This is a genomic window from Caballeronia sp. SEWSISQ10-4 2 (genome assembly GCF_030464885.1).
Lineage (GTDB): Bacteria > Pseudomonadota > Gammaproteobacteria > Burkholderiales > Burkholderiaceae > Caballeronia.
In genome coordinates, this window is record NZ_JALPRJ010000069.1 from 1 (window position 1) to 26,307 (window position 26,307).

Consider the following 26,307-nt stretch of genomic DNA (forward strand, 5'->3'; position numbering starts at 1 on the left):
AGCTTTCTCGCTGTCGTCGCGCGACAGCGACGTTGTGTATAACGACATGCCTCTAACCGTGGATAGAATCGCATTTATTGCCCGCCTTGAATCTGAATCGCCATGGACGAGGATGTCATTAGTGGGGAAATCCAGATAATAGTAGGTGAATCCGACCCCTCGCCGTTTCTCGCTATAGGTTCGCTCAGACGAGATTTTGACCTTCAACGAGTTAGCTTTCTGTAACTTAATCTCAAGCTGTGTTTTGTCTTCAAGCGGGGCCTTTTCCAGTCTGGCGTCAGGGTTCCTGAAACAGGTGAGATGAGCGTCGGCTGGAAGCGGGCAAAGCTGACCGACGCTCTATGGCGCCTTTTGTTAATCCGTCGTTCCCGAATAGGCGGCTCTCAGCGCGGCGGCGTCGAACTTCACCATTTTCATCATGGTGTCGGCAACGCGCGTGGCCTTTGCTGGATCGGGGTCAGCCATCATCTCGATGAGATCGGATGGAACGATCTGCCACGAGACGCCGAAGCGGTCTTTCAACCAGCCGCACGCCTCGGGCGAACCGCCGCCCTCGAGAAGGGCGTTCCAATAACGGTCAAGTTCTTCCTGATCGTCACAGTTGACCATAAGGGATACCGAGTGGTTGAACGGGTCGGGTTGCGCGGAGCTCATGGCGATGAAGGGCTGCCCAAAGAGAACAAATTCGACAACCTTCGTGGAGCCGGCGCTCGGCACCGAGGTTATCCGAATGACGCGCGAGTCTGGAAAGATATCCGCATAGAAAGCAGCGGCCTCCTCAGCTTCCTCGGAGTACCAAAGAAAAGGCGTGATCTTTTGAATCGTCATGGCAAATCTCCTGTCAGTGTTGGCTAAATGCGCAGGCAAGCCGCATGCCGCCATTGAGACGACGAAGGAAGACCATCAAAATCGACACGCCGAGAAGAAAAATTTCACTCGAATGGCAGCCTGAATGCGAAGGTCAACGGCTCAAGATGGCCGACCCTTGCCTGTCCGCGATCGGCGGCACGCGACCCATTGCGGACGTCATAGACTCCAGGGCAAAGTGTCGGCTTCGCACTCAAGATCTGCCATTCGCACGCCTCGATAAGAGGGAAACGGCCCTGGAGGTACGCCGCGATATGCAAGGTTGAGATCAACCTCTTCGCAAAGACGACGGCCCGAACGAATCCCAAAGCAGTAACCCACGATCAACATGCGAATCATGAGCTCGGGGTCGATGGAATGATCAGGTCCCACGTACGACTGTAGTGAGGTGTCAATGCCCTCTTAAGCCGGTACGCTCAACGTACCGATCGACGTGGCGCAACAGATGTGTTTGCGGCACGTGATGACCAAATGGACCGGCTCACACCGCGATTGAACGAGCGCAATGACTCAGTTGGTTTTGCTTCATCCCGAGCGCTTCGACATCGGGCTTTACTACCCGCCCGTTTCACACACAAGAAATCGAAGACGCCCGGAGTTGCTCGTGACAGGCTCTCGGAGAGGTAAAGGACGTGTTGTCGTGTCCCGTCAGGCGCGGTTACGGTTGTAGACATCAAGAAACACCGCCGCCAACAAGACCATCCCCTTGATCACTTGCTGGTAATCAATGCCAATGCCCATGATCGACATGCCGTTGTTCATCACGCCCATGATGAAAGCGCCGATCACCGCGCCCACCACCTTGCCCACGCCCCCGGAGGCCGATGCTCCGCCGATGAAACAGGCCGCGATCACATCGAGCTCGAAGCCGAGGCCAGCCTTCGGCGTTGCCGTGTTCAGGCGTGCCGCGAAAATCAGACCCGCCACTGCCGCCAATACTCCCATGTTCACAAAGGTCAGGAAAGACAGACGCGCGGTGTTCACGCCCGACAGACGCGTCGCCTTCTCGTTGCCGCCCAGCGCATAGATACGGCGACCGATCGTCGTGCGATTGGTCACAAACTGGTAAATCAGGATCAGTACGGCCATCAGGATCAACACGTCGGGCAAGCCCTTGTACGTGGAAAGCAGCCAGCACAAGTACGTGACGGCTCCCGCGAACAACACGTTTTTCATTGCGAAGAACGCGACCGGTTCGACGTCCATATCGTGTGCCCGTGCCTTGCGGCGCTTGCGTACCTCCGCCCCGACCAGCCCCAGCGCCAAGATGACGCCCACGATCAGGGACAATACGCGCACCTCTGTGCCGCCGAACGGATCGGGCAGAAAGCCAGTACTAATGCGCTGAAATCGCAGCGGGAACGGCCCGACCGATTGGCCTTGCAACAGCGCCAGTGCGAGCCCCTTGAAAATAAGCATCCCTGCCAGCGTCACGATAAACGACGGAATGCGCGCGTAAGCCACGAACCAGCCCTGCGCCGCACCAATCAACGCCCCCACCAGAAGCGCCACGATGATCGTCGGCACCACGGGCCATGAGTACTGCACGATCAGCACCGCGGCCAGCCCGCCGATAAAGCCGCTGACCGATCCGACGGACAGATCGATATAGCCGGCCACGATCACGAGCAGCATGCCCAGCGCCATCACAATGATGTAGCTGTTCTGCAAAACCAGATTGGTGATGTTCAACGGCTGCATCAGCACGCCGTCGGTCTGGAACTGGAAGAACCCCATGATAACGACCAACGACAGCAGCAGGCCGTAGTCGCGCAGATTGTTCTTGAGAAAGCCGAGTTTCATGAAATGGCCTTGATTCGATGTAGATAGGTCACGCATGACCGGCGTTCACGATGGCGCGCATGATACGTTCCTGGCTCGCTTCGGTTCGATCGAGCTCGACCACGAGCCGACCTTCGTTCATCACGTAGATGCGGTCGCACATCCCAAGCAGCTCCGGCATTTCGGAAGAAATCATCAGAATCCCTTCGCCCCTGCGCGCCAGCTCGTCGATGATGGTGTAGATCTCGTATTTGGCCCCGACATCGATACCCCGCGTGGGTTCATCGAGAATCAGCAGACGCGGCTTTGTAAACAGCCACTTGCTCAGCACGACCTTCTGCTGATTGCCGCCCGAGAGATTGACCACCCGTTGCTGGATGCCCGAACTGCGGATGCGCAACGTTTCGCGATACTGCTGCGCAACCTTTGCCTCGGCGTGTTCATCGATCACACCGTGATCGGACACTTCGGCGAGGTTGGCGAGCGACACGTTTTTGCGGATTTCCTGCTCGAGGATCAGGCCATACCCCTTGCGATCCTCGGTCACATAGGCAATGCCATGCTTGATGGCCTTGCCGATGGTCGATACATCCACTGTCTGGCCGTCGATCAGCACCTGTCCGCTGATCCGCCGACCATACGAGCGCCCGAAGATACTCATGGCCAGTTCGGTGCGGCCCGATCCCATCAGTCCGGCGATGCCGACCACTTCGCCCTTGCGCACCTTCAGGTCGATGCCCTTAATGACCTCGCGCTCCGAATACTGTTCGTGGAACACGTGCCAGTCGCGTACTTCGAAGATCACCTCGCCGATCTGCGGCTCGCGCTGCGGATAACGGTGTTCCATGTCACGGCCGACCATGCCGCGAATAATGCGATCCTCGCTGATCTCGCTTGCGGCGCAGTCGAGCGTCTCGATCGTGCTTCCGTCGCGGATGACGGTAATCTGATCCGCGACCTGTGTAATCTCGTTGAGCTTGTGCGAAATGAGGATGCAGGAAATACCTTGTGCCTGGAGTTCCAGCAGCAGTTTCAGCAGCGCGGCGCTATCGGTCTCGTTCAGACTCGCAGTGGGTTCGTCGAGGATCAGCAGCTTCACGCGCTTTGATAGCGCCTTGGCAATTTCCACCAGCTGCTGCTTGCCGACGCCGAGCTTTCCGACAGTCGCATCGGGCGACTCGTTCAGACCGACGCGCCGCAGCAATTCGCGCGTGCGCTTATGCGCCGCGTGCCAATCGATCACGCCGTATTGCGCCAGTTCATTGCCAAGGAAAATGTTCTCGGTGATCGAGAGCATCGGCACCAATGCCAATTCCTGATGAATGATGATGATGCCGCGCTCTTCGCTATCGCGGATGTCCGTGAAGCGTTGCACCTGCCCTTCGAAGTGGATTTCCCCCTCGTAGGACCCGTGCGGATACACACCGCTCAGCACCTTCATGAGAGTGGACTTGCCCGCGCCATTCTCACCGACGACCGCATGGATTTCTCCGGCTTTGACCGTCAGATTGACGTTATCGAGTGCTTTGACACCCGGAAACGTCTTGGTGATGCTGCGCATGGACAGGATGGTCTCGTCCGCCACGCCGTCTCCTGAATTTGTAATGTTTTGCAGGGTCCGCTAGCCGGAGCGCGCGTGGCGTCTCCGGCGACAGACTTGACTTCGATATTGCCTTACTTGACCTGCGCTTCCGTGTAGTAGCCGCTGTCAAGCAGGATCGGCTTCCAGTTGGAGCCATCCACCAGTACCGGGTTGAGCAGATACGACGGAACAACCTTCACGCCGTTGTTGTAGGTCTTGGTGTCGTTCACCTCCGGCTGCTTGCCTTGTGCCATTGCGTCGATCATCGCAACCGTCACCTTGGCGAGCTGACGCGTGTCCTTGAACACGGTCGAGTACTGCTCGTTGTGCAGGATGGACTTGACCGAAGGAATCTCGGCGTCCTGCCCGCTGACGATCGGGCACGGCTGCTGAGCCGTGCAATAACCCACACCCTTGACCGACGACAGAATGCCAATGCTCAGACCGTCATACGGGCTCAGCACGGCGTCGAGCTTGGCATTGCCGTAGTAAGCCGACAGCAGATTGTCCATACGGGCCTGAGCGACGGCGCCATCCCAGCGCAGCGTACCGACCTTGTTCATACCAAACTGCTTGCTGCGCACCACCAGCTTGCCGCTCTTGATGTACGGATCCAGCACGCTCATCGCGCCGTTATAGAAGAAGAAGGCGTTGTTGTCGTCGGGCGAACCACCGAACAGTTCGATATTGAACGGGCCTTTACCCTGTTTCAGACCGAGCTTGTCAACAATGGACTGCGCCTGCAGCACGCCGACCTTGTAGTTATCAAACGTCGCGTAGTAATCGACATCGGCCGTGCCCTTGATCAGGCGATCGTATGCAATGACCTTGATGCCGGCATCGTGCGCCTTTTTGAGCACATCGGTCAGCGTCGTCCCATCGATTGCGGCGATCACCAGCACCTTCGGCTTCTTGGTGACCATGTTCTCGATTTGCGCGAGCTGATTCGGAATGTCATCGTCGCCATACTGGAGATCGGTGGAGTAACCATCCGCCTGCAGATCCTTGACCATGTTATTGCCATCGGCAATCCAGCGCGCCGACGACTTGGTCGGCATGGCCACAGCAACCAGCCCCTTGTTGTCGGCATGCGCGATACCGATCATTGGCAGCGCCATGAGCGCAATTAGGGTTTTCAAGAACAGACGTTTCATTGGTATGTCTCCTTTGGTGTATGAATGAGTGCCGCTCTGGCCGCGGTCCAGGCGATCGTATTGTTAAAGCACCGCAGTTTGATTTTGACTTGTCCGTGTCAGGCCCGCATATAGGTGGTCTCGATGACGGAACGGAACTCGGCCTCATCAAGCCCCGGCTCGCGCGCATTCAAGCGTGCACCCGTCTTCGGTACAAATTCATCATGCACGGAAGACCCGGATGCCATTGGGAAAACGCATTCGCGGCGGCCCGAACGGCCTTGTAGGCCCGCGCCCGGTCACCGTGCGCATATCAGGCGACCACTTCACGCGCGTCGGGGGGATTGTTGCGATAGCCCCTTGTTACGCCGCTGACCCGGCGCCCATTGATGTAATTCGTGTCTCCCGCTCCGGTCTCGCTCGTTTTGATTTTTGCCCTCAGGTGGGTTGGAAGCAAGTCTACGTCTGGCGTCAGCATGCGTCCAATATTAAAAAAACCTAGCATTGATATCAATTTCGGTATTGCCCATTGCGCCTTCTACACCGGCTGCACTGAAATCGGCTAGCTGATTGCAGGGCTAGACGGTGGGATCGTGTTTGGCAGGATCCATATAGGTATCCGCGCTGGGGGTGAGCCGGCGGCCTGCCACCCCATCGACGAATGTCCGGTCCCAATCGCGTAGCCGCCGCCCGAACGCCCCGTCAATGTAAGGCACGAACGTCCCTTGATGGCCGTCAGTGACCGATGAGTTCGGCCGCATGGTTCAGGTTTGCCGCGACCGTATCCGGTAAATCTCGGTTTTCCAGTCGAGCAGCAATTCGGCAACTTGCTTGGAATGTTCCTGATTTCCGTTCAGTCCCATCCCCTCAGTTGCAACGTTATCCAGGTATGCCGCGATGGGCGATACTGCCGATCCCTCCTGCAACATGGCGACCACTTTCGGCAGATACCTTTGGTATTCGTCACGTGTAACGGGACTGGGCGCAACTCCGATAGGGTCCCATAGGTAGTACAGAAGTAGTACAGAACCTCATCCACTCTTCTGTATAGCTCCAGCTCGGTATCGGCCAATTTCTGTCCCATAGCACCTCATTTCGTTTTCGGCGACCGCCCCTCTGCGGACGCGCACGTCAAATGTCAGCGATCTAGACGTTGAGGTCGACTGGCCGTTCCTGGCCGGACAGAGACAAAGCTACACAATCCGAAGGCAGGGTTTACACGTCGGTTTCCCTAACTCCGCTCATTCTGCGAAATCCTCCGGGGCTTGTCCCCAAGAGCTTGGAAAACACTCGCGTGAAATGGCTTTGATCGGAGAAACCACAGGCCATACCTACGTCGAGCAGGGACAGATTGCGATCTTTCGTCTCGCTCATAGGCCATGCACTGCCGCGCGGGCTCGTCGAAGGCGAGCCTCGCCGCTGCCGAGCACCTGCTTTCGCCGACTTCGGTCAGGGCTTCGCGTCCTCTTTCCTGGAGCCAATGGCGGCAGCAAAGCGGCTTTGTACTGCGACGAGCTGGTCATCCGTGGTCGCCACCAGCCACAGACGTGCGCGCTCCGCGATCCAGCGGTTGTGGTCCTTCAACGGGCCCATCGCAGCAGCGGTCTTCCAGACCACCGGGCCGATTCGGCTGCTCCTGCCCGATGGCGCGCCTACCAGCAGGCAATAAGGTCCCAGCGGAAGCGATACAAAAGGAAGTGCCGGACTGGCGCGCACGCGCCAGTCGATGAAAGGCGTCTCGCTGATAAGCAGCGGTACAGGCAAGCCGTAAAGCACACTGAAATCGTACAGCGCCAGTTGTTCTCGCATGCCGGCGTAAATACGCCGGATGTCGTCGACAACTGCCACCCGGATCTCGTCCTCGAACATTGGCTCCTGCGCATAGCGGGCAAATGCCTCTCGAGCCTCCAATTGATATGCGCTGAACAGGCCGAGTTCCACGCAGTCCTGCACTGCGCGTTGAACCTCCGCTACAGAACCGGCTTCCTCTGGCGTGCCCAACTGCGCAGCCCGCAAGAACCGGGCAAGTCCCGCTTCCTGAATCGTAGGGCCATCCGTAGATGCATCGTCTTCAGCGTCCTTATCAAGGGACACGTAGATATATCTCTCGGCTGCGAAATGCGATTTCTTGCCTTCATCAAACTTGATTTCGCCATCGACGCAGTCCAGATAGCGCGTCCCAATTCGACCATGCTCCCAAATCCAGTTTTTCAGGAACGGGCGCAGTGGATGTAGTTTGTCGTGATCGGCCATTGAAACCTCCAGGTGCCCCAGTATAGTTCCAGGCTGTCGATTGTTCTGTGGAGGACATGGCGATCGATCTAGCCTTGCCGCCGTTGGGCGGTGGCGCGATCCAACTGGGTGAATTCATGGTCGGACAAGGCGATCACGCCGGCCGCCACGTTCTCTTGCAGATGCTTGAGCCTGGAGGTACCCGGTATCGGCAGGATCACGGGGCTGCGCTGCAAGAGCCACGCCAAGGCAATCTGGCCAACGCTGGCCTGATGGGCGAGCGCGATCGTGTTGAGAAGCGAACCGGCACGGGTCAGTGCGCCGGCCGCCAGCGGAAACCACGGGATGAAACCAATGCCGTGAGCGGTGCAGTAATCCAGCACGTCTTCGCTCCCACGGTCCCCGAGGTTGAAGCGATTTTGTACGGTTGCCACTTTGAAGTATTTGGATGCGGCCTTGATGTCGGCCACCGACACTTCGCTTAGGCCAGCGTGGCGGATCACGCCGCTGTCGACAAGATGGCGCACGGCGTCAAACTGCTCATCCCGCGACACTGCAGGATCGATGCGATGCAGTTGCCACAGGCCGATTTGTTCCACGCCGAGCCGATGCAGGCTACCGTGGGCTTGGCGGATCAGGTATTCCGGCCGGCCTTGCGGAGTCCATTGGTCGGGACCCGAACGGGCGAGTCCGGCCTTGGTCGCCACAAGCATGTTGGCGTCATACGGATGCAGCGCTTCGCGGATCAACTCCTCTGAAACGTTGGGCCCGTACGAGTCCGCCGTGTCGATGAAATTTACGCCGAGTTCGGGGAGGCGCCGCAGCACGCGGATTGCTTCCGCACGATCGGTGGGCGCACCCCAGATGCCAGGACCGGTAATCCGCATGGCACCAAATCCGAGCCGCTGGATCTCCGTGTCACCGCCAATTTTGAAAGTGGATTGTGGAGCATTCATGTTCGTTTTGTTGCCTGTGTGATGTCAGCCAAAAGGTTTCACCGCACTACCTCAAGACAGGGGCAGCGCCATGTGGAAGCAGGGCGTCCGGGCTCAGGCCCATTATTCGGCACGTGAAGCGTTTTCTTTCGGCCTGGAGACGGTGCCCGTGATGCTGCGGCCGCAGGTTTCCGCGGCGCTGTAGCAGCCTCTCAAGCGGCGGTGACAGTCAGTTTCTGCGCCCGCATCACGTGCCTGCCGAGGCTGACCGTCATGATGAGCGCTGCTATCTCGCAGGCGGCGGCGGTCCAGCCGAGATTGCCCACCGATGTGAGACTCAAGGTAAGGGACCCGAGGGCGGCGCCGAGCGAAAAGCCGAGATACATGAACGAAGCGTTCAGTGACAGGGCAATCGGCGTCCCGCGCAGGCCGGCGATGTTGATCAATCCTGTTTGCTGCGCGGGATAAAACGACCAGTGCGCCATGCCCCAGGCCACCACGCCGAGCAGGACCGGAACCAGTGCCAAGGTTTTCGGCAACCAATGCGCGCTCGCCGACATGAGCGAGAAAGCGAGGATCGACACGGTCAGGCAGGGGATGATCACGCGGCGCGGGCCAAGGCGATCCACTGCCTTTCCGCCTATGAACACGCCGGCCGCTGCCGCAACACCCCAGGTGAACAGGACATAGCCGATCTGCGCGCCCTGCAGCGGCGTCGTCTTGGCGACGAACAGGGCAAGGTAGGTGTAGATCGTGTAGGCGCCCATCGCCCACAGCGTGGTGACGAGCAAGGTCATCAGGATGATCGGCTGGCGTGCGACCTGGATGCGTTCGCGCAGCGTGGCGGTCGACAAGCCCGCGCCGATGGTACGCGGCAGGCCGAATAGCAAGCCTCCCGTGGCCGCGGCGGAGAGGGCGGCGACGCCCGCAAACGTCATGCGCCAGCCGAGCCGGTCACCGATCAGCGCGCCCAGCGGCACGCCGAAGGCAACCGCGATCGTGATGCCGCCGTTGACGATGGCCAGCGCCGTGCCACGCCGTTCGGGACCGGCGATGGCACTGGCCAGCGCGTTGGCGCCGGGAACGTACAGGCCGGCGGCTGCGGCGAGCAGGATGCGGGCCGCCATCAATTCCCAATAGTTCTGGGCGGCCCAGGCAATGATGTTAGCCAACGTGAAGGCGGACAGCGACAGAATCATCAGCGTGCGCCGATGGAACGCGCCGGTCAGGGCCGTCAGGACCGGTGAGCTGAGTGCGTAGGCTAAAGCAAACACCGTCACCAGTTGACCCGTGGCGACAATACTCGTATGCAGGTCGGCGGCCATGTCGGGCAGCAGGCCGGCGATCATGAAGCTTTCGGTGCCGACTGCGAACGTGCCGAGCGCGAGCCAATACAGCGGCGCAAGGGAAGTGCGCGTGGTAGTGGAGTTCATCATGTGCTCCGCTTACGCTGCTACCGAGTCCTTGCTATAGAACGGATAGTCCGTATAGCCGACGTCGGTGCCGCCAAAGAAGGTGGGACGGTCATATGCGTTCAGGGGCAACTGATGGCGCAGGCGTTCCGGCAGATCGGGGTTGGCGATGAAGTCGCGGCCAAATGCGACCATGTCGGCGTCGCCCGCCTGCACGACGGCTTCGGCCGAGTGGCCCTTGAAGCCACCAGCGGCGATGATGATGCCCTTGTAGTGCTTGCGGATCAGTTGCGCGGCAACCGGGTTCTGATCCTTGCTGTCGTCATCGACGTTGCCGAGCACACGCGGCTCGATCAGGTGTACGTAGGCCAGATTCAGTTTGGTCAGTTCCTGCGCCACGTAGGCGAAGAGGCCCTCCGGATTGCTGTCGGACATATCGCCCCAGGTACCGCTCGGGCCGAGGCGAACGGCCACGCGTTCGCTGCCCCAGACCGAGATGACGGCCTGGGTGGCCTCGATCAGGAAGCGGGCACGGTTTTCGAACGAGCCGCCGTAGATGTCAGTGCGCTTGTTGCTGCCGTCCTGCAGGAACTGGTCGAACAGGTAGCCATTGGCGGCGTGCAGTTCAACACCGTCGAAGCCGGCCTGTTTGCCGCGGATCGCGGCCGTGCGGAAGCTTTCGACCAGACCGGCGATCTCGGGGGGTGTCAGCGCGCGACTCGGTGTGTTCGGGATCCAGCCCGCTTCGGTGTACGCGACGCCGCCATGCAGGACGGCAGACGGTGCCACCGGCTGGGCGCCACCCGGCTGCAACTGGCTGTTGGACTGGCGTCCCGCGTGATACAGCTGCAGGAAGATGCGGCCGCCCTTGGCATGCACGGCATCCGTCACGATCTTCCAGCCGGCGATCTGGCTGTCCTCGTACAGGCCGGGCGCACCCAGGTAGCCATTGCCGTTGGGCGCAGCGATAGTGGCTTCGCCGATCAGGAAGCCGCCTTCCGAGGTGCGTTGCGCGTAGTACTCGGCCATCAGCGGGCCGGGCTTGGCACCTTCTTCGGCGCGCATGCGGGTGAGCGGCGCCAGCACCACGCGATGGGAAAATTCGTAGGGACCGACTTTGACGGGAGAGTGAAGTTTGGACATGGTTTCCTCAAGATTCAGTGGCTGATGAAGGTCAATCAACAGCGGGTTTTTGACCTTGAGGAGAGTGTATGGACTTAACCAGAGAAGAAAAATAAGCTAAGGTTCCGAATATATCGGACAGAAATGTCTTTAATCAGTCTCGGGATGCGGTGATGGATAGCCTCAGTGGTATTTCGATGTTCGTGCAGGTGGCGGAGACCCGCAGTTTTACCGAGGCGGGACGGCTGCTTGGCGTGTCGTCTTCGGCGGTCGGCAAAAGCATTGCGCGCACCGAGGATCGCCTGGGCGTGCGGCTGTTTCACCGCAGCACGCGCAGCATCACGCTGACGGCCGAAGGCGCCTTGTTCCTGGAGCGGTGCCGGCGCATCCTGGGCGAGCTCGAAGCGGCGGAAGCCGAGCTGTCCGATGCCGCCGGCAGTCCTCGCGGCAGATTGCGGATCAGCACGCCGCAACTGTCCGGGCTGATCATGCCGGCGCTGGACGGTTTCATGGCGCAATACCAGGAAATCGAGCTCGATGTCGATCTTTCCGATCGCATGGTGGATATCATCGAAGAGGGCTTCGATGCAGTCATTCGCACGGGCGAGCAGCATGACTCAAGGCTGGTGTCGCGGCGCCTTGGTTCCTGCGGTCAGGTGCTGGTCGCCTCGGCCGGCTATCTCAAGCGGCAGGGCGTTCCCGCGCATCCTTCCGAACTTGTTCGGCACGCCTGTCTGCTGCATAAATTTCCCGCCACCGGCAAGCTGGAACGCTGGCCGTTCCAGCTTGCTGCATCGGAAGCTGAGCCGGAGCTGCCGCAAACCTTCGTCAGCAACACCATTGAAGTCCTCGGGTTTCTCGCGCTTCAGGACAAAGGCCTGGCCTTCCTGCCAACCTTCCTCGTGCGCGATGCACTGGCGAGCGGTGCGTTGCAGATCGTGCTGGATGATTTCATAGACCAGACCGTCACCTTCTGGATCTTGTGGCCGGCAAGCCGTTACGCCTCGCCCAAGCTGCGTGTTTTCATCGACTATGTCAGCGGGAATCTGCAGATCTAGATTTGGGACCGCTTTAAACCGCCACTTCCGGCGGCGGCTGACGGAACAGGCGCGTAATCCAGCACAGATACACGAGTCCGATCGCGAACCAGATCGCGCCCAGTACAAGCGCAGTCTTTTCGAGGCTCACCAACAGCCAGATGTCTGCGACCGCGCCGATCAACGGAAACACCAAACCGCCAATTACGCCGATTTTCTTGTCGCCATGATTGCCGGACAGATACAGCCTCACCACGCAAAGATTGACGGCCGTGAACGCGAGGAACGCGCCGAAGTTGATGAACGAGGTTGATGTCGCCACGTCGAGCTTCAGCGCGATCAAGCCGACAATGCCTGCTATAGCGATGTTGATTGCGGGCGTCTTGAACTTCGGATGAATGAAACCAAAGAAGCGCTTCGGCAGGATTTCATCGCGACCCATGGCATACAGCAGACGCCCCACGCTAGCCTGCGCCGAGATTCCCGATGCGAATTGCGCGAGGATCAGGCCGGCGAGGAAGACGGTCACGAAGACATCGCCGCCGATCATCTTGGCGACTTCGAACGCAGCCGAATCGGTGTCCTTGAATTCCACGCCCGGGTGCGCAAGCTGCATCGTATAAGCGGCCAAAACGAAAATCGCACCACCGATCAGAGCGATCCACAAGATCGCGCGCGGCATGTTTTTCTTCGGATCGATCGTCTCTTCGGTGAGCGTGGAAACCGCATCGAATCCAAGGTACGAATACGCGGCGATCGCGGCGCCGGCCATGGTCGAGGCGAACGGCACATGTGACTTGAAGAACGGCTCCGCCAACGCGATACCGCCGGGCCCCGCCGCGGCCGATGCATAGTGCCAGCACAGCGCGACAAACAAACCGACAATGGCGAATTGCACCACCATCAACACAATGTTGAAGCGTGCAGCCAGTTCAATCCCGACAATATTCAGTGCGCTCGTCAACACGATGAACGCGACGATCCAGATCCACGTGGGCACGGTCGGGAACGCAGCATTGAGATAAGCCGCGCCGATCAGCCAGATCACCATGGGCAGGAAGAAATAATCGAGCAGCGTAGCCCAGCCGACCAGGAAGCCGAGATGCGGATTGAAGGTCTTGCGCGTGTAGGTATAAGCGGAGCCGGCAACTGGATAAAGCCGCGCGAGCTTGCCATAGCTCAGCGCGGTGAAGGCGATAGCGACAAGGGCAAGCAGGTAGGCGAGGGCGGCGGTGTCATCGCTTGCTTTGGCGAGCACGCCATAGGTGCCGTACACGATCAACGGCGCCATATAAGCGAGGCCGAACAACAATACAGACGGCAAGCCGAGTGTGCGTTTCAGATGCGACTGCGCGGCTACGGACGAGTCTTGCATGATATCTCCGGGACTTTCGACAGGCGTGGGCGGGCGCGTCCGGAGCGCGGGCTCCGGACGATTCATGTGCTACGGAACTGCAGAAAACTTCAGTCGATACGGCGACGTCGCTCGTCGATCACAAGCGCGCGTGAGCCGTTTTCGTTGTCGACCGGTGTGAGGCCGAGCGGCACGCGTGCGTCGTTCAGATAGCGGTAGTGCTCACGGCTCGCTTCGAGCCGCTGCAAGTCGATATGCGCACTCAGCAGCGTCTCTTCCGAGCCGGCCGCAGCGACAATTTCACCGAAGGGATCAACGAGCGCGGATTCGCCAGGGAACGTGAGGTTGTCATCGCCCGATCCGCAGCGGTTCACCATCAACGCGAACATCTGATTCTCCATGGCGCGCGCCATGATGGCCCGCCGATGCACCGGGCCGAACGGATCCATGTTGCCGTTGGTGACGATTACCAGGTCGGCGTCGAGTGCGGCGACCGCGCGCGCGGTCTCGGGGAACTCGATGTCGTAGCAGATCAGCAGCCCGACCGTGAGGCCGTTCCACCGGCAGGTTTCGAAGCGGTCGCCGGGTGTGAACACGCCTACGTCCGACGCCCACAGGTGCGTCTTCCGATAGCGCAACGCGATCTCGCCTTTGTCATCGATCAGTACGGTCGTGTTATAGAACCGTGCGCCTTCGCGTTCGGCGAAGCCCACCGCGACCGAGACTCCGGCGCGTCGTGCGGCTTCGCGCACGGTGGTTAGCGCGGGGCCGTCCATCGACTGAGCCACGTCCGCGATGTTGTCTCGTGTCGGGAAACCGGACAGCGTTGCTTCGGGGAACACAACCAGCTTCGTGCCTCCGGCGACATCGGCGTGGCCGATTGCCTCGATGACCTTGCGTGTGTTGTGCTCGATGTCACCATCTACCAGCGCGAGTTGCGCGAGTTCTGCCTGCATTTAAATCGTCTCCTTCCAGATACCTTTCAGGGGCAATATTCAGGTGCCCACGTTTTCGTCCGGACTATTATCGAGGCATTATTTTTGTCCAGGAATTACCCACCAGGGTTACCCTTACCGGAGGAGGCGATGGAGTTTAAATGGCATGATCTCGCGTTTCATCGGGAGATCGGTTCGGCCATCGACGCACTCGACGGCCCGCATTTCTGGGCGCGCCTCACGCGCGTACTTGAGCGGCATATCGGCTTCGACAACTGGGTTGCACTCCGCTTTGCCCGCAACGCACCGCCGCTGGTCTGCGCCGAGCAGGCGTTGCCGGACGGCAAGATCGACTTGCTGTTCCAGGACTATCTTGCGGCGCTTTATCAACTCGATCCGTTTTATCTTGCCGCCTTTGAGCAGCGTGTCTCGGGTTTCTACACGCTTGCCGACGTTGCGCCCGATAACTTCAAGATGACGGAGTACTACCAGCGCTACTTCAGGAAGAACATTGTTGGCGACGAAGTGCAGTTCAATGTTGTCATCGACGCCAATTACACGATGGGATTTTCTCTAGGCAATACGCGCCGTTACGACGAACGCGAAGTTGCGTTGCTGACGTTGTTTTCGCCGTGGGTTCTTGCGTTGATGCAGCAGCGTTTGCGGTATGAAAATTTTGGCGCGGTGCAAGGAGCGTCCGAGGCTGCAGAGGGTGGCCAGCACGATCTGCCCGCGCGGTTCGGCATGCTGACTGAAAAGAGCGGGCGTACCGCGTTGACGGCTCGGGAGATTGAAGTCGCCATGTTATCGCTGAGCGGATTTTCATCGCGAGCGATTGCGGAGAAGCTCACCATTTCGTTCGAGACGGTGCGTGCCCACAAGAAGCATATTTACTCGAAGCTCGGCATCGGTTCGCAATCGGAGTTGTTTGCGTTGTTCTATGAGCCGGGTTCGCACCAGTTCGCCGAAGGGTCGGAGGGGTGATGCGGCGACGCCTGCGGGGCACCGGTGTGAACCAAAGACTCAATGATGGTACCGGTACTCCTGCGTGCGTCCACCGTACCCATACGAAGCCGCCCTGACATCTTCTACATGAATGTAGCTCTCTTCATGCAGGTCACCCAGGATCCTCGCGAACCCCGCATATACCTCTGCGATATAACGCGCCTTCTCGTCTTTCGTATTCGTTTCGTCGGTGATCTTGATATCGAAATAGAAACTGGATTTGTGCTGCTCGCTTAATAGCCGGCCACCAATCACCCAGCTATCCGGATCGATAAACTGGATGGTGATCGCAGTCACCTCACGCTTCTTGCCCAAGATGCTGGAAGTCAGTTCAAGCAACATGTCCGATATGACCGCGACGGCCTCGGGCGACTTTTCAATGCTTACCTTCACGTTGAGAATCGGCATTTTGCATCTCCATTTAGTTCGCTATACAACTATTTAGAAAAAAAATCAGTCGAGGCTTGACCGTGCATCTTTCACGCTTGCGACCGTAGTCGCAAAGCGTTTCTCACCCAGCTCAGCCTTCAAACGTTTTGTGACTGCGGCACTCGCAGCGTTCAACTGGTCCTTGATCCGTAGTGCCTCGCCAGTCGGGTGAATCGCAGTCTCACGTCCGTCGGATGCGGTAAGCCGGCGTTCGATAAACATCAACTTCTGCAAACCGTCCAGGGTCCGCGTTGCAGTGGATCGTGAAATGGCAAGTTCAGATGCCAACTCGCTTTGCACAATCCCAGGCTTTGCCAGCACCGCGCGCAACATAAATCCCTGCGGTGGCGTCAGCCCAAACGCCTTGTACGCATTCGCCCACTCGCGCTCGAGGCTTCGCGCAAGTGCTGTTGTGTTGAAGTAGATGCAGTGATCGAACATGTGCACACTGTAGGCAATAACGATTCGCTATGCAACTAGTTTTTAGTGTTGAGCCCGTGTCGTTTCTCTGGTGAGCGTCCAGCTTTTCTTCGCTATTGTGACAACGCGAATATGTAAGCTTGTCGACAGAGTTCGATGCCTTATCAATCCTTCGCAAACGTTTCACAAAATTTTCTTGAAGCGTCTGCACACTGGCGTCCGCGATGCAACGGTAATGCTTCCGTGCATACCGAACAAGCGGAGACATCATGAGACGAACCGCGATATTGGCTCTAACAACGCTGACACTCGCCGCCTGCGGACCGGACGATCAAGCAAGTGCCGGTGCTGCACAAGCCACCGCGAATACCTCACTGCCGGCCAGGTCACACCGGTCATGCACTCCGCGCCTGACGCGACGCAATGACGCTATCCAATGAATCAACCTCCGTCCTGATCGACACCCTCGATCAGGATGGCATTGCCGCACCTGTCCGCATCTATCCTCATTTATCATTACGCCACGAGGTGAATCAAGATGACATTGAATAGCCGTCGCCGTTTTTTGCAGACCGTCGCTACTTCGGCCGGCGCCGCCGCCGCGCTTACGGTATTCCCCGAATCGATTCGCAAGGCGCTCGCCATTCCGGCGTCAGGGCGCACCGGATCGATTAACGATGTCGAACACATTGTTGTGTTCATGCAGGAGAACCGTTCGTTCGATCACTACATGGGTCATATGCGCGGCGTGCGCGGATATAACGACCGCTTCCCGATTCCGCTGCCCAACGGCCAGCCGGTCTGGTTCCAGCCGTCGAAGGAAGATCCGGCGAAGCCGGTGCTGCCATTCCATCTGAACACGCTGACGACCAGCGCGCAGTGCATCGGCGATCTCGATCACTCGTGGTACCCGACGCACTACGCGATCAATAGCGGCCGTTATGACCAGTGGCCCGCGTACAAGACGGATATGACGATGGGTTATCACCTGCGCAGCGACATTCCGTTTCACTACGCGCTCGCCGATGCCTTCACCGTCTGCGACGCCTACTTCTGTTCGCTGCCCGGCCCGACGCATCCGAACCGTGCATATCTCATGACGGGCATGGTCGATCCGACCGGCACGCAAGGTGGCCCGTTGCTCGATAATAGCGATTACGTCGATGGCGACGGCCCGCCGCAATATCAGTTGCTCTCGTGGACGACCTATCCGGAACGTCTCGAAGCCGCGGGCATCTCGTGGCAGATTTATCAGCAAGGTCTGACCGGCGCCGATCCGCTGAACGGCAACTACGGCACCAACGTGCTGCAAAATTTCGCGAACATCATCAACGCGCCGCAAGGTTCTTCGCTGCAGATGCGCGCGAACGCCGTGCGCACCATCGACGACCTGAAAGCCGACGTGCTGGCGAACAAGTTGCCGCAAGTCTCGTGGTTGTGTCCGCCCGCCGCGTACTCCGAGCATCCGAAATACACGCCGGCGTACGGTGCGGAATATACGTCGCAGATCCTCGATGCGCTGACCGCTAACCCGGAGGTCTGGAGCAAGACGGTTCTGTTCATCATGTACGACGAGAACGACGGTTTCTTCGACCACCTCGTGCCGCCGCAGCCGCCTATGTCGCGAGCCCAGGGCTTGTCGACGGTGACGACCGACGGCGAACTCCATACCGTGGTCAATCCGGGCCGCGGCGGCAGCTATACCGCCGATGGCCTGCCGTATGGCCTCGGCCCACGTGTGCCGATGACAGTCGTTTCGCCCTGGACCAAGGGCGGTTTCGTATGCTCGCAAGTGTTCGATCACACGTCGGTGATTCGTTTTATCGAAACACGGTTTGGTGTGATGGAGCCGAACATTACGCCGTGGCGCCGCGCGGTATGCGGCGACCTGACCACGGCATTCGATTTCCGCACGCCCGATGCGCAGATGCCGGTGCTGCCCGACACCAGCAACTACAAGACGATGGCCGATAACCAGTGCGCCACGCAACCGGCGCCCACGGTGCCGGTGGTACCTGGCGTGATCGATCCGCAGGAACCCGGAACGCGCTTCGCCCGCGCGCTGCCCTATGAGCTGTATGTACACAGCCGCCTCGATACGGACAAGAAGCAACTCGCGCTTCATTTCGCCAACACCGGCTCGCAAGGCGCGCACTTCTATGTCTATTCGTCGAACCGTACCGACGGCCCATGGCGCTATACGGTCGAAGCCGGCAAGACCTTGCGCGACACCTTCGACCTGACCGTGACCGCGGGTGTCTATGCGTTCACCGTCTACGGTCCGAATGGATTCGTGCGTGAGTTTGCCGGCACGGCGACACCGTCGAAGAGCGGCGGTGTGTTCGACCAGCCGGCGTTTCCAGAGGTCACGGCTCACTACGATGTCGCGAATGGCAACGTGTTCCTGAAGTTCACGAGCAATGGCCGTGGCATCGCGAGGTTATCGGTGGTCGATAACGCCTACGGCGCACATCCGCGACCGGTGTTCGTGCCGCCGCAAGGGTTTATCGAGGAGCCGTGGATCCTGTCCACGAGTCACCACTGGTACGACCTGAGCGTCAGCAGCGACGACGACCCTAGGTTCCTGCGCCGGCTTGCGGGTCACGTCGAGAATGGCCGCCCCAGTATCAGCGATCCGGCAGCAGTCGCGCCGGTGACGACGCTGGTTTAAAGAGCCAATGGGAACCCGGCCATGTTGTTCAAACGGCGGGTTCCCACGAAAGCCTGATTGAAAGGTAGAGGAAAGGGCCACGTCTGGCGCTTTCCTCGATGACACCTTCGAGACGCGCATCACCTCTCACCAAAAAGCCGCCCCAGGGGTTTCCCCTCATTAATTCCCGCTTGACCGTGGCAATATGACGTTCTAAATTTTGTACATGTTCCTACATGTACTTTTTATGAGTGCGAAAAGGAACAAGCAAACGGTCCGCGCTGCTGCTTTTTATCTCTGTGAGATTCAGTCGGGCAACACGCAGCGATTTTGACCAAAACATGTGCATACTTGTGCTTTTCCAGAGACTGGGCGGTCCGGTTTTCATTGGCACAGGAGTCACAAGATGGTTAAGCGAGCAGTAAAAACGGCGGAAGTCGGGCGCTCGAAAGCGCATAGGGTCGCCGCCACGATCGAGCAGGAAATTCTCACCGGACGCCTGCCGTTCGGGCAGCAACTGGAGAGCGAAAATGAGCTGGTCGAGCGTTTTGCCGTTAGCCGTAACACCGTTCGCAAGGGGCTCGATCTGCTGACCAACGGCGGCTTGATTACGCGCAAGGGTGGTATCGGTTCGTTCGTGACGTTCAACGGTCAGGCGATTGACGGCACGCTCGGCTGGACCACGGCGATCGAAAACGCGGGCGGTGGCGCGCAGACCCGCTTGCTGCAGATTGCACTGCTCGAAGACGAGACGCTTGCGCAGGAGTTGAAGCTTGAGCGTACGACCTTCGTGGCGATCGACCGGATGCGCGTGATCGGCGCCGACGCGCAATGCATTTCGCTCGAGCGCAGCCGCTTGCCGTTCAATGACGACCTCGCGGCGCTGCCGCTGGAAGGGCTGGTGGGAGGATCGCTGAACCGGACGTTGATCGAGCATGGCATGGTGCCGCATCACGGCGAGCAATGGGCCGAAGTGGTCGGTCTGGACGCTGCCGATGCTCGCTTGCTCAAGCGTCGCGCCGGCACCTCGTTCCTGCGTTCGCGGCGGCTCACGCGCGATCGGGATGAACGGATTATCGAGTATGTCGTGAGTTTGCTGGACCCCGCTTTCTTTGCATTACACCTGGAATTCTGATGTCTTCGTCTTTGCTTTTGAATCACCCCACGTTGGCGGATCGCGCACGCGGCGCCTTCTACGGTCTCGCACTCGGCGACGCGTTCGGCATGCCGACACAGTCGCTCAGCCGCGAGCGCATCGTCGAACAGTTCGGACGTGTCGACAGGCTGGAAAACGCATTTCCCGATCAACCGATCGCGCCGGGCCTGCCGGCCGGCTCCATCACCGACGACACGGAACAAGCGGTTCTCGTCGCGCATTTGCTGGCCGATGGCAACGGCAAGATCGAACCGATGGCGTTCGCGCAAGCGTTGATCGAATGGGAAGCATCAATGAAGGCGCGCGGGTCGCTCGACCTGCTCGGACCATCGACGAAACAGGCGATCGAGCGCATTGCCGCCGGTGAAGATCCGCTGCGCACGGGCCGCTTCGGTACGACCAACGGCGCGGCCATGCGTGTGACGCCGATCGGGATTGCGTTCGACTTGAGACGGCGTGACGTGTTTATCGATGCCGTCGTGCAGTCGTGCGTAGTGACGCATAACACCTCGCTCGGCATTTCGAGCGCGGCGGCGGTAGCGGCCGCGGTGTCCGCCGGACTGAACGGTGCGAGCCTGATTGAAGCGCTCGAAGCAGGCATCTCGGTGGCCGAGGCCGCCGAGAGCCGCGGTTTCTGGGTCGCGGGCGGGCGCATTGCGCCGCGCATTCGCCATGCACGCGAGCTGATGCGTCACAGCGCGGGGCACGAAGTGGCGGACACGATCTACGACGTGATCGGAACGTCGGTGGCATCGCAGGAATCGGTCGTGGCGGCGTTCGCGCTGGCTTTTGATGTGCAGAGTCGTGGCAACACCATCGAGGCCGCCCTGGGGGCTGCAGCGAGCCTCGGTGGCGATACCGACACGATCGCCGCCATGCTCGGCGCGATTCTCGGCGCGTGTGCGGGTTACGACGCGCTGCCGGCTGTTTCCATCGAGACCATTCGACGCGTCAATTCGCTCGATCTCGATCCGCTGGTCGAACGTTTGCTTGGACTGCGCGCCGGCACTTCCTGACGCGTTTTTAACGCATTTCCCGCTGTTCCCTTTAATCTGGAGATCGGACTCAGATGGCTTCGCCACGCACGTCAAACAGCGCTCGCAAGGTCGAGACGCGCGGTATCGAACCTGTACCGGAAAGCGAATGTCATGGGCATCCGCTGCAGCTTTTCTGGGTCTGGTTCGCCGCTAACATCAGCATTCTCGGGTTGCCGCTAGGCGCAACGCTGGTGGCTTTCCAGCATCTCGCGATCTGGCAGGCGGCGCTTGTCGCGGTGGTCGGTGCAGCGGGATCGTTCGCCATCGTCGGCGTGATCTCGATTGCCGGGCGACGCGGGCATGCACCGAGCCTCACCCTGTCGCGTGCAATCTTCGGCGTGCGCGGCAATATCGGGCCGACCATCGTCTCGCTGCTGTCGCGGCTCGGTTGGGAGACGGTCAATACAACGACGGCCGCGTACGTGTTGTTATCGCTCGCAACCATCGTGTTCGGCACGCCCGCCGAAGGCAGGAACGCACCGGTGCTGACGCTTGTGTTCATCGCTGTGTTCGTGGTGCTCACGTTGATCGTGTCGGGGCTCGGGCACGCGACGCTGCTTGTGATCCAGAAGTGGTCCACCTACGTGTTCGGCGTGCTCAACTTGCTGGTCGCCGGTTTCCTTGCGACGGCCATCGACTGGCACGCCGTGATCAACGCGGCGCCAGCACCGTTGAGTGCGGTGATAATCGGTATCGGCACGATTGCAGCAGGAACCGGGATTGGTTGGGCCAACGCAGGCGCCGATATGTCGCGCTATCAGGCGCCAACGGTCAAGGGTCCGGCGCTGGTGGCATCGGCGGCGTTCGGCGCGGGCATTCCGCTGATTCTCCTGGTCACGCTCGGCGCGCTGCTCTCGGTCGGCAACGATCATCTCGCGTCCGCTACGGACCCGATCGCCGCGATTCGCGAAATGTTGCCTACTTGGATGGCTATTCCTTACCTGATCACGGCGTTCGGCGGTTTGCTGCTGTCCAATTATTTGTCGGTGTATTCGGCCGGTTTGACGACACTCACGCTGGGCCTGAAAGTGAAGCGCGTGCAGGCGGTGGTGGTCGATGTCGTGGTGATCTTCGCGGGCTCGATCTATTTCATGCTGATTGCGGGAAGTTTCTATGGTCCGTTCATCGGCTTCATTTCGCTGCTCGCGGTGCCTATCACGGCGTGGGTCGGTATCTTCGTCGTGGATCTGATTCATCGCCACGAGTATTCGCCGACGGACTTGCTCGATGTCTCCCCGAGCAGCGCTTACTGGTACAAGGGCGGCATTGAGTGGCGCGCGTTCGGCGCGTGGGCGCTCGCAATCGTGCTCGGGTTCTGCTTTCTCTCGACGGGTGCGATTCATGGCGTATTCGCTGACTCGTGGCTCGGCCGCAATGGCCTTGGCTGGATCGTGACGTTCGTGGTCGCGGCCGGTGTGTACGCGGTTTTAGGCGGCGCGCGCGGAGCAGTTAAGCGTTGGAAGACAGCATGACGCAAGCAGAATCACAGCAGGCATCGAGATTGATTCATACGGGTCAGGTGATCGTCGATCTGGTCATGCAAATCGATGCGCTTCCCGCACCGGGCGGCGATGTGCTCGCGCACCACGCAAGCTTCGAAGTGGGCGGCGGTTTCAACGTCATGGCGGCGGCGCGCCGCAGCGGCATGCGCGTGGTGTATCCGGGCGGTCTTGGGCGCGGGCGTTTCGGCGACATGGCGCGCCAGGCGCTGGCGCAAGAAGGCGTGGAGATTGCGGCGCCGGAAGTCGCGGACCGGGATACGGGCGTATGCGTGGCTATCGTCGATGCTTCCGCCGAGCGCACGTTCGTCTCGCATATGGGCGCGGAAAGCGTGCTCGATCGGCACGTGCTGGATGCTCTCTCGGTGAATGGGAACGATATTGTCTACGTCAGCGGTTATAGCCTGATGCTCGCGGACAAGGGTGCCGTGCTAGTCGACTGGCTTGAGGAGCTGCCTTCTGAAACGCGCATTGCGTTCGATCCGGGACCGCTTGTGGATGCCATCGATGCAGCGTTGCTCGAGCGCATGCTGGCCGTCGTATCGATCTGGACGAGCAACCGTGCGGAAGCGTTGCGTTTCGCCGATACCGACGACTTCAACGCCGCGTTCGACTTGATCATCGCGCGCTTAAGAACGGGCGCGCTGGCGATCGTTCGCGATGGCGCACTCGGCTGTCATCTGCGCGTGGCTGAAATGCGCGACCATGTGCCGGGGTTCGCAGTGAAAGCGGTCGATAGCAACGGTGCCGGCGATGCCCACGCCGGCGTGTTCCTGGCCGCGCTCGCGAGCGGCGCAGAGGCACGAACGGCGGCTCGCCGCGCGAACGCTGCTGCGGCGATTGCCGTCACGCGCCATGGCCCGGCGACCGCACCGGATGCAGCGGAAATCGACTCCTTCATTGCGTCGGTTGCTTAAGCGATCCAGGGACATCTGGGCGCTCGTCCATGCGCGATTGCGCGAGCGCGTATATGCTGAGTTTCCCCGCTTTGCGCCCTGGAGAAACCGCATGACCTCAGCTATCGCTCGACAAATCGTGTTGGCCTCGCGTCCTGCTGGAGGTCGTGCTGCGCTGACAGATTTTCGCCTCGAAGAAGTGCCGATGCCCACGCCCGAGGACGGGCAGGTGCTGTTGCGCATCGACCATCTATCACTTGACCCGTACATGCGCGGTCGCATGAACGACGCGCGCTCGTATGCGAAACCCGCGCAGATCGGCGAGGCAATGCCCGGCGAGAGCGTGGCGACTGTCATCCAATCACGCGATGCGAAACTTCAGCCGGGCGCGCAGGTGCTCGTGCACGCGGGCTGGGTCAGTCACGCGGTGGCCGACGCCAAGGACCTGAGCGCGTTGCCCGTGGACGGCATCGCTGCCCGGGCCTACCTCGGCGTGCTCGGCATGCCGGGGTTCACTGCGTACGCCGGTATGGCGGCGATCGGCAAGCCGAAGAGCGGCGAGACGGTGGTGGTTGGCGCGGCGAGCGGTCCGGTTGGCTCGCTCGTCGGTCAGCTCGGCAAGATCGCAGGTGCTCGTGTGGTGGGTATCGCGGGTGGCGCGAAGAAGTGCGGCTATGTGGTGGACGAACTGGGCTTCGATGCCGCCATCGACCATCGTGCGCCTGATTTTGCCGATCAGTTGGCGAAGGCATGTCCCAACGGGATCGATGTGTATTTCGAGAACATCGGCGGCGCGGTGTGGACGGCCGTGCTGCCTTTGCTCAATCAATACGGCCGCGTTCCCGTGTGCGGATTGATGGCGCAGACGTCGGGGAAAAATGGCGGCGCTGACGATGGGCTCGCTGCGACGATGCGCGCGATTCTTACGCGCAGCCTGACGGTGCGTGGTTATATCAACTACGAGTTTTTGCCCGAGTATCGGGATGCTTTCCTGCGCGATGTCGGCGGCTTTTTGCGCGCGGGCCAGGTGAAGCATCTGGAAGATGTGACCGTGGGATTGGAGAACGCGCCGCAGGCATTCCTCGATATGATCGACGGGCGGAATTTCGGCAAGGTGCTGGTGCGGGTGTCTGAGGAAGCTGGAGCCTGATGGGCAGTGTCTTTGTACGTCCATTTTTCTCCAGAAGTAGATTGTACACACGTGTATTTACATTGAGGGCGTCCTCGGCTATAGTACATCTAACGTACACACAAGGAGTTCGCTATGCCCACCACGAAAGTTTTCCGAAATGGAAACTCGCAGGCCGTACGCATTCCCGCCGAACTTGCCTATGACCGTATGGATTTAGAGGTGGAGATCGAGCGCGTGGGCGACGAATTGAGGATTCGTCCGGCACGTCGATCTCTGGCGGGGGTGCTGAAAACCTTTGCCAAATTTGCACCGGATTTCACGGTGGATGGTCGTGACGAACACGAGCAGACGGACCGCGAGGATTTGTAATGCCGCTTTATATGCTCGACACGAATATCTGCATTTACCTGATGAAAAATCAACCCGAGCAGGTTGCCCGACGTTTTGAGAAATGCTATTTCGGCGACGTGGTCATGTCTGCTATCACGTTTGCCGAACTGGAATACGGTGTGGCAGTTTCGGCAAACCCAAAGCGTGAAAGGCGGCATCTTGCGGCACTGACACAAGACATTCGGGTGTTGGCGTTCGACGCAGCTGCCGCGACCGCCTACGGTCCGATCCGGGAAGCCACACGCGAACGGAAGAAGGATCATCTCGACAAGCTAATAGCGGCGCATGCTGTCGCGTTAGACGTGATTCTGGTTACCAACAATGAACGAGATTTCGCGAATTATCCTGGCGTGAAGATTGAAAACTGGCTAAACGGATAAGGCTGTGGCGGTTGGCTCTATCCCATCCAACCCTAGTCCTGCGGATTCACCAACGACGTCAGGACATGATCCGCCCACTGCCCGTCGATCTTGAGATACGCCTTGGCCAGCCCTTCACGTTCAAACCCAAGGTTCTCTAACAGACGTCCGCTGCGAATATTGTCCGGCCGATAACTCGCCATGACGCGATGCAGGCGGTACGCATCGAAGATAAAACCCAGCGCCGCGCCAAGCGCTTCGCGCATCAGTCCGCGCCCTTCATAACGCTGGTCGATAGAATAACCGAGATGACACGCCTGAAACGGCCCGCGCACGATGTTCGTAAAGTGGCAGTCGCCGATCAGCACGTTGCGGCGTTCGCTTGCGAAAATCAGCAGGTGCAGAGCGGTGCCGGCGGCCATCGCTTGCTCCATTAACGCCATGCGTTCGTTAGCGGCTTGCATCGTGAAGAAAGCGTCCTCGCGCAACGGTTCCCAGCGGTCGAGGTGCGCGCGATTCTCGAGCCGGTAGAGAAGCAGCGCGCCGGTGTGCTGACTGCTGGCCGGATGCAGGACGACACGCTCCGTTTTTATACCCTCTGGCGGAAATTGCGCCATGGCGTTGTGTTCGGCTTCGATGGCCATAAGCGGGAATAGACCTCTGCTGTCGAGATTCATTTAGCTTTGCTTTGCGCTAACACGACCGAAGTTCAGATGAAGCAACAGCGGCTCCCCCGATCTGGTCGAGGGCCGACCGGTTTGTCCCGCCGGAGCTGCTGCTGTAGCCCCGGCGTAGGGTCTTCGGAGCACGCCTCAATCGCAAATAGCTGACTACGCATCACCGACGATAAATGGCTTCATGATTTGCACAGCGTGTCTTGATTCGTGGCTAGGGGTGTTGCAATGCTTCTGCGTCCCACCTACTGAGATGCGATGTGGTTCTC

Annotated in this window: 24 protein-coding genes and 1 pseudogene; 10 read left to right on the forward strand and 15 right to left on the reverse strand. The window is 59.6% G+C overall.

What is annotated here, in order from left to right; genetic code table 11:
• Window positions 1-354 precede the first annotated feature (354 nt).
• The 10 genes and pseudogenes from M0D69_RS33255 to M0D69_RS33300 all read right to left on the reverse strand — a co-directional run bounded on the left by M0D69_RS33255 (window position 355) and on the right by M0D69_RS33300 (window position 11,086).
• Entirely contained in the window at window positions 355-828 is a 474-nt protein-coding gene (locus M0D69_RS33255; RefSeq protein ID WP_301786084.1) for a VOC family protein, read from the reverse strand.
• A gap of 288 nt (window positions 829-1,116) precedes the next feature.
• Window positions 1,117-1,330, reverse strand: a pseudogene (locus tag M0D69_RS33260) (transposase); the annotation flags it as partial.
• Between the two features lie 185 nt (window positions 1,331-1,515).
• Complete coding sequence (gene mmsB / locus M0D69_RS33265; RefSeq protein WP_301786085.1) at window positions 1,516-2,670, reverse strand: multiple monosaccharide ABC transporter permease; 1,155 nt, start codon at window positions 2,668-2,670, stop codon at window positions 1,516-1,518.
• Between the two features lie 28 nt (window positions 2,671-2,698).
• Window positions 2,699-4,210 carry a multiple monosaccharide ABC transporter ATP-binding protein gene (gene mmsA, locus M0D69_RS33270; protein ID WP_301786120.1) on the reverse strand — a complete coding sequence of 504 codons (1,512 nt, stop codon included), beginning with the start codon at window positions 4,208-4,210 and terminating at the stop codon, window positions 2,699-2,701.
• A gap of 113 nt (window positions 4,211-4,323) precedes the next feature.
• Window positions 4,324-5,385, reverse strand: a complete 1,062-nt coding sequence (chvE, locus tag M0D69_RS33275) for a multiple monosaccharide ABC transporter substrate-binding protein (protein ID WP_301786086.1) — start codon at window positions 5,383-5,385, stop codon at window positions 4,324-4,326.
• A 1,194-nt stretch (window positions 5,386-6,579) separates the two neighbouring features.
• Window positions 6,580-6,738, reverse strand: coding sequence for a helix-turn-helix domain-containing protein (locus tag M0D69_RS33280; RefSeq protein ID WP_367619793.1), 159 nt, complete (start codon window positions 6,736-6,738; stop codon window positions 6,580-6,582).
• A 75-nt stretch (window positions 6,739-6,813) separates the two neighbouring features.
• Window positions 6,814-7,617 (reverse strand): hypothetical protein, encoded by an 804-nt coding sequence (locus tag M0D69_RS33285; protein ID WP_301786087.1) that lies wholly within the window; start codon window positions 7,615-7,617, stop codon window positions 6,814-6,816.
• A gap of 68 nt (window positions 7,618-7,685) precedes the next feature.
• Window positions 7,686-8,552, reverse strand: a complete 867-nt coding sequence (locus M0D69_RS33290; protein ID WP_301786088.1) for an aldo/keto reductase — start codon at window positions 8,550-8,552, stop codon at window positions 7,686-7,688.
• A 191-nt stretch (window positions 8,553-8,743) separates the two neighbouring features.
• A complete protein-coding gene (locus tag M0D69_RS33295; RefSeq protein ID WP_301786089.1) occupies window positions 8,744-9,964 on the reverse strand; it encodes an MFS transporter in 1,221 nt (406 codons plus the stop codon).
• Window positions 9,965-9,976: 12 nt separating this feature from the next.
• Window positions 9,977-11,086 (reverse strand): alkene reductase, encoded by a 1,110-nt coding sequence (locus M0D69_RS33300; protein WP_301786090.1) that lies wholly within the window; start codon window positions 11,084-11,086, stop codon window positions 9,977-9,979.
• A gap of 152 nt (window positions 11,087-11,238) precedes the next feature.
• On the opposite strand from M0D69_RS33300, the gene M0D69_RS33305 reads away from it, so the two are divergent.
• On the forward strand, window positions 11,239-12,123 hold the full coding sequence (locus M0D69_RS33305) for a LysR substrate-binding domain-containing protein (protein ID WP_301786091.1): 885 nt from the start codon (window positions 11,239-11,241) through the stop codon (window positions 12,121-12,123).
• Window positions 12,124-12,136: 13 nt separating this feature from the next.
• Here the strand turns inward: M0D69_RS33305 and M0D69_RS33310 are convergent, their stop codons facing one another.
• Entirely contained in the window at window positions 12,137-13,477 is a 1,341-nt protein-coding gene (locus tag M0D69_RS33310) for an APC family permease (RefSeq protein WP_301786092.1), read from the reverse strand.
• 89 nt (window positions 13,478-13,566) lie between these two features.
• Entirely contained in the window at window positions 13,567-14,412 is an 846-nt protein-coding gene (locus M0D69_RS33315) for a carbon-nitrogen hydrolase family protein (protein WP_301786093.1), read from the reverse strand.
• A gap of 129 nt (window positions 14,413-14,541) precedes the next feature.
• Here M0D69_RS33315 and M0D69_RS33320 point away from each other — a divergent pair, with 129 nt between their 5' ends.
• A complete protein-coding gene (locus M0D69_RS33320) occupies window positions 14,542-15,375 on the forward strand; it encodes a response regulator transcription factor (RefSeq protein ID WP_301786094.1) in 834 nt (277 codons plus the stop codon).
• Window positions 15,376-15,414: 39 nt separating this feature from the next.
• On the opposite strand, the gene M0D69_RS33325 is transcribed toward M0D69_RS33320, so the two are convergent.
• Together M0D69_RS33325 and M0D69_RS33330 are read right to left on the reverse strand one after the other, a co-directional pair.
• Window positions 15,415-15,804, reverse strand: coding sequence for a 4-oxalocrotonate tautomerase family protein (locus M0D69_RS33325; RefSeq protein WP_301786095.1), 390 nt, complete (start codon window positions 15,802-15,804; stop codon window positions 15,415-15,417).
• Window positions 15,805-15,849: 45 nt separating this feature from the next.
• The gene (locus tag M0D69_RS33330) at window positions 15,850-16,266 is read right to left on the reverse strand and encodes a MarR family winged helix-turn-helix transcriptional regulator (RefSeq protein ID WP_301786096.1); all 417 of its coding nucleotides are present in this window, start codon (window positions 16,264-16,266) and stop codon (window positions 15,850-15,852) included.
• 517 nt (window positions 16,267-16,783) lie between these two features.
• On the opposite strand from M0D69_RS33330, the gene M0D69_RS33335 reads away from it, so the two are divergent.
• The 8 genes from M0D69_RS33335 (at window position 16,784) to M0D69_RS33370 (ending at window position 25,385) form a co-directional block, all read left to right on the forward strand.
• Window positions 16,784-18,916 carry a phosphocholine-specific phospholipase C gene (locus M0D69_RS33335; RefSeq protein ID WP_301786097.1) on the forward strand — a complete coding sequence of 711 codons (2,133 nt, stop codon included), beginning with the start codon at window positions 16,784-16,786 and terminating at the stop codon, window positions 18,914-18,916.
• A 385-nt stretch (window positions 18,917-19,301) separates the two neighbouring features.
• Complete coding sequence (locus tag M0D69_RS33340) at window positions 19,302-20,030, forward strand: GntR family transcriptional regulator (protein ID WP_301786098.1); 729 nt, start codon at window positions 19,302-19,304, stop codon at window positions 20,028-20,030.
• Complete coding sequence (locus M0D69_RS33345) at window positions 20,030-21,067, forward strand: ADP-ribosylglycohydrolase family protein (RefSeq protein WP_301786099.1); 1,038 nt, start codon at window positions 20,030-20,032, stop codon at window positions 21,065-21,067. Before M0D69_RS33340 ends, M0D69_RS33345 begins: the two co-directional genes overlap by 1 nt.
• Window positions 21,068-21,120: 53 nt before the next feature.
• The gene (locus tag M0D69_RS33350; RefSeq protein ID WP_301786100.1) at window positions 21,121-22,560 is read left to right on the forward strand and encodes a cytosine permease; all 1,440 of its coding nucleotides are present in this window, start codon (window positions 21,121-21,123) and stop codon (window positions 22,558-22,560) included.
• Window positions 22,557-23,504: a PfkB family carbohydrate kinase gene (locus M0D69_RS33355; RefSeq protein WP_301786101.1), complete on the forward strand. Its 948-nt coding sequence runs from the start codon at window positions 22,557-22,559 to the stop codon at window positions 23,502-23,504. Before M0D69_RS33350 ends, M0D69_RS33355 begins: the two co-directional genes overlap by 4 nt.
• A gap of 91 nt (window positions 23,505-23,595) precedes the next feature.
• Window positions 23,596-24,633, forward strand: a complete 1,038-nt coding sequence (locus M0D69_RS33360) for an NADP-dependent oxidoreductase (protein WP_301786102.1) — start codon at window positions 23,596-23,598, stop codon at window positions 24,631-24,633.
• A 114-nt stretch (window positions 24,634-24,747) separates the two neighbouring features.
• Complete coding sequence (locus M0D69_RS33365; RefSeq protein WP_301786103.1) at window positions 24,748-24,984, forward strand: antitoxin; 237 nt, start codon at window positions 24,748-24,750, stop codon at window positions 24,982-24,984.
• The gene (locus M0D69_RS33370; protein ID WP_301786104.1) at window positions 24,984-25,385 is read left to right on the forward strand and encodes a type II toxin-antitoxin system VapC family toxin; all 402 of its coding nucleotides are present in this window, start codon (window positions 24,984-24,986) and stop codon (window positions 25,383-25,385) included. Before M0D69_RS33365 ends, M0D69_RS33370 begins: the two co-directional genes overlap by 1 nt.
• A 32-nt stretch (window positions 25,386-25,417) precedes the next feature.
• Here M0D69_RS33370 and M0D69_RS33375 read toward each other — a convergent pair whose 3' ends face one another.
• Window positions 25,418-26,041, reverse strand: coding sequence for a GNAT family N-acetyltransferase (locus M0D69_RS33375; protein WP_301786105.1), 624 nt, complete (start codon window positions 26,039-26,041; stop codon window positions 25,418-25,420).
• Window positions 26,042-26,307: the final 266 nt, after the last annotated feature.

Bases quoted from the DNA above. Each gene is read 5' to 3' on its own strand.
- M0D69_RS33255 (WP_301786084.1), bottom strand. From the start codon at position 828: ATGACGATTCAAAAGATCACGCCTTTTCTTTGGTACTCCGAGGAAGCT.
- mmsB (WP_301786085.1), bottom strand. From the start codon at position 2,670: ATGAAACTCGGCTTTCTCAAGAACAATCTGCGCGACTACGGCCTGCTG.
- mmsA (WP_301786120.1), bottom strand. From the start codon at position 4,210: ATGCGCAGCATCACCAAGACGTTTCCGGGTGTCAAAGCACTCGATAAC.
- chvE (WP_301786086.1), bottom strand. From the start codon at position 5,385: ATGAAACGTCTGTTCTTGAAAACCCTAATTGCGCTCATGGCGCTGCCA.
- M0D69_RS33280 (WP_367619793.1), bottom strand. From the start codon at position 6,738: ATGAGCGAGACGAAAGATCGCAATCTGTCCCTGCTCGACGTAGGTATG.
- M0D69_RS33285 (WP_301786087.1), bottom strand. From the start codon at position 7,617: ATGGCCGATCACGACAAACTACATCCACTGCGCCCGTTCCTGAAAAAC.
- M0D69_RS33290 (WP_301786088.1), bottom strand. From the start codon at position 8,552: ATGAATGCTCCACAATCCACTTTCAAAATTGGCGGTGACACGGAGATC.
- M0D69_RS33295 (WP_301786089.1), bottom strand. From the start codon at position 9,964: ATGAACTCCACTACCACGCGCACTTCCCTTGCGCCGCTGTATTGGCTC.
- M0D69_RS33300 (WP_301786090.1), bottom strand. From the start codon at position 11,086: ATGTCCAAACTTCACTCTCCCGTCAAAGTCGGTCCCTACGAATTTTCC.
- M0D69_RS33305 (WP_301786091.1), top strand. From the start codon at position 11,239: ATGGATAGCCTCAGTGGTATTTCGATGTTCGTGCAGGTGGCGGAGACC.
- M0D69_RS33310 (WP_301786092.1), bottom strand. From the start codon at position 13,477: ATGCAAGACTCGTCCGTAGCCGCGCAGTCGCATCTGAAACGCACACTC.
- M0D69_RS33315 (WP_301786093.1), bottom strand. From the start codon at position 14,412: ATGCAGGCAGAACTCGCGCAACTCGCGCTGGTAGATGGTGACATCGAG.
- M0D69_RS33320 (WP_301786094.1), top strand. From the start codon at position 14,542: ATGGAGTTTAAATGGCATGATCTCGCGTTTCATCGGGAGATCGGTTCG.
- M0D69_RS33325 (WP_301786095.1), bottom strand. From the start codon at position 15,804: ATGCCGATTCTCAACGTGAAGGTAAGCATTGAAAAGTCGCCCGAGGCC.
- M0D69_RS33330 (WP_301786096.1), bottom strand. From the start codon at position 16,266: ATGTTCGATCACTGCATCTACTTCAACACAACAGCACTTGCGCGAAGC.
- M0D69_RS33335 (WP_301786097.1), top strand. From the start codon at position 16,784: ATGACATTGAATAGCCGTCGCCGTTTTTTGCAGACCGTCGCTACTTCG.
- M0D69_RS33340 (WP_301786098.1), top strand. From the start codon at position 19,302: ATGGTTAAGCGAGCAGTAAAAACGGCGGAAGTCGGGCGCTCGAAAGCG.
- M0D69_RS33345 (WP_301786099.1), top strand. From the start codon at position 20,030: ATGTCTTCGTCTTTGCTTTTGAATCACCCCACGTTGGCGGATCGCGCA.
- M0D69_RS33350 (WP_301786100.1), top strand. From the start codon at position 21,121: ATGGCTTCGCCACGCACGTCAAACAGCGCTCGCAAGGTCGAGACGCGC.
- M0D69_RS33355 (WP_301786101.1), top strand. From the start codon at position 22,557: ATGACGCAAGCAGAATCACAGCAGGCATCGAGATTGATTCATACGGGT.
- M0D69_RS33360 (WP_301786102.1), top strand. From the start codon at position 23,596: ATGACCTCAGCTATCGCTCGACAAATCGTGTTGGCCTCGCGTCCTGCT.
- M0D69_RS33365 (WP_301786103.1), top strand. From the start codon at position 24,748: ATGCCCACCACGAAAGTTTTCCGAAATGGAAACTCGCAGGCCGTACGC.
- M0D69_RS33370 (WP_301786104.1), top strand. From the start codon at position 24,984: ATGCCGCTTTATATGCTCGACACGAATATCTGCATTTACCTGATGAAA.
- M0D69_RS33375 (WP_301786105.1), bottom strand. From the start codon at position 26,041: ATGAATCTCGACAGCAGAGGTCTATTCCCGCTTATGGCCATCGAAGCC.